Consider the following 1,993-nt stretch of genomic DNA (forward strand, 5'->3'; position numbering starts at 1 on the left):
GCACCACGCCTTCAGTAGCGGAGCAGGAAGGACAGCTGATAGAAATGGAAGCCACTGGAGCACCTCAAAAACACCATCATACACTAAATCAGTAAGTTGGCAGCATCACCACATACGTGAACTCTTCATATGAGGATGAATAAGGCGCAAATAAATGCATGTTCATTGATAGTAACTCGCCACAAGTATTGATAATTATTTTCCCTAGTGTACTTGGTATCGTAACGGGCGGTAGCTTACCTGAAAGCGCCATAAGAAAAGGAGCATGCTCCCCTATCTGATAATGCTAATACATTAATATTTTTTTGCAAAGATTCAAAGCAACCTCATAAAAATAAAAACACCAGAGTATCAATTATAAATTACCCACTCATTAACACCAGAGCTTAAGGAATATGCTTTGAAAATTAAAAAAATTGCCATATCGATTTCCATGATCGCTTATGGAATAAACTTTGGAGTTTCAGCATCAAGTGACACTGTTTACGAAAGTGGTTCAAGAGAATTTGCAAGCTTTCTCACGTACAGTGAAAAATATAATACCTCATCAAATTTTGTTGTTACAGGATCGGGCACATCAATTGCCGCAAAGTATACTAATACATTACCGCTAAGCGGCACCATAAGTATCGGTAACGGTGCTGCATCGGGCGATAAAGAAGCTTATATGCAGGTGCAAAATGGTGCAACTGTGTTAGCAGAGCAAAATATTTTCATTGGAAGCGATAACAGTCTGTCGTCATATATTGTAGTTTCCGGAAATGGCTCATCACTAACCAGCCCCCAGATCCGTGTTGGTAATGCTGGAGGAGGTAAAAACAATATTCTCAACATTATCGATGGCGGCAAGGTTAACTCGTTTGATGTTTACACCGGATATGGAGCTGAAGGCACGATTAACGTACAGGGAAATGGTTCAGTTCTGACTGTAAAGCCTGGCCGCGATGCGGCCGGCACCCCATTTCAGCAATTAACAATTGGAGCTCAAGGTTTTATCGGAGAACTAAACGTATCCGATGGAGGTATTGTTAATGTCTCTAATGGAGCATTACTAAGTATGGGGGGGACTGGTTACGGCCGAGGTGGAACTGGATATCTCAATATATCTAATGGTGGCATTGTCAATGCAGATATGCTCGCTGCCGGTAACAGCAATGACAATTCTGACACCGCTATTACCGTCATGGGTGAGGGCTCAGCGTTAAATGTTAATACTTTCTATCTCGGCGCAGATGAAGGTACAGCCAAAACTACGGTTACCGACGGAGCAAGCATCACCGTTGCAGACAAATTATACCTTGCGACAAGTTCTGCTGGCACTACGGAGATGATCATTTCCAATGGCGGCAAACTGTCCATTGGCGGGCAGAACGGCATTGTTTATGGGGGAAGCAGTATTCCACCCCTTTTTACTCTCGACGGTGGAATCCTTCAGGCATACAAATCGACGCTAACATCCAGCATCGATATCAATCTAAATGGAAATAGTATCTCTTCATTAGACACTAACAGTGTAGGCATGTCACTTTCAGGCATTATAGCAGGCACGGGCAGCCTACAAAAATTAGGAGATGGAACGCTGATTTTAAGCGGTAACAATACTTATACTGGCGATACTCTGATTGAGAAAGGAACGCTCAAGACGGGTGTGGAAAATGCAATCATGACCTCCCACAGCTTGGTCGTTAACTCTGGTGCCAGTTTAGATCTTGGAGGTTACAATCAGCAAGTAAATGCCCTATCCGGAAAAGGAGAGATTCTACTAGGCGATAATACCCTCACGGAAAATAATACTGCTGGCACCGCTACCACATTTTCAGGCAAGATTTCTGGCAGGGGAGGCATAAGTAAAAATGGTGAAGGCAGCTTTATTTTATCCGGAACCAATACCTACACAGGTACTACTACGGTCAGCCGCGGCACACTTAAAACCGGTGTTGAGGATACTTTTGCCTCCACTTCCGGTGTGACGGTAGCTGAAGGTGCGACCCTT

At 43.7% G+C, this 1,993-nt stretch carries 1 protein-coding gene; it reads left to right on the forward strand.

Annotated elements, in window-relative coordinates; genetic code table 11:
- Positions 1 to 400: 400 nt before the first annotated feature.
- Positions 401 to 1,993 (forward strand): autotransporter-associated beta strand repeat-containing protein (locus WFN87_RS23915; RefSeq protein ID WP_336983972.1); only part of this gene is annotated, 1,593 nt, incomplete at its 3' end.

This window comes from Cedecea sp. AS113 (assembly GCF_037152415.1).
GTDB lineage: Bacteria > Pseudomonadota > Gammaproteobacteria > Enterobacterales > Enterobacteriaceae > Cedecea.